This window comes from Chryseobacterium sp. SIMBA_038, from assembly GCF_046535115.1.
GTDB lineage: Bacteria > Bacteroidota > Bacteroidia > Flavobacteriales > Weeksellaceae > Chryseobacterium.
The window spans coordinates 1-270 of record NZ_JAWRXH010000176.1 but is presented as its reverse complement, the minus strand read 5'-3'; the positions used below and the strand labels follow the sequence as shown (position 1 = coordinate 270).

Annotated in this window: 1 protein-coding gene; it reads left to right on the top strand. The window is 67.4% G+C overall.

Annotation, left to right across the window (positions count from 1 at the left end; genetic code table 11):
• Positions 1-270, top strand: a 270-nt coding sequence (locus SB689_RS23180; protein ID WP_410694408.1) for a hypothetical protein, incomplete at both ends; no start/stop codon positions are given.

Genomic DNA, 270 nt, shown 5'->3' with positions numbered 1-270 from the left:
CCATCACCGCTACCGTGACCGTCAAGGAAAAGCGGGTCGACAAGCGTATCGTGCTGCTCGACACCCAGTGCACCAACCAGAAAGGCGACGTGGTGCTGCTGGGTATCGCCACCGTGATCGCGCCGGCCGTGACGATCGTCGTGCCGGCCATGCCGCGCCCCGAAGCGGCGGTGCGCCGCCATGATCGCTACGAGGCATTCATTCGTGAGGCGCGCGCGCATCCGGCCCTGCGCACCGCGGTCGTCCATCCGTGTTCGCCGGATGCGATCC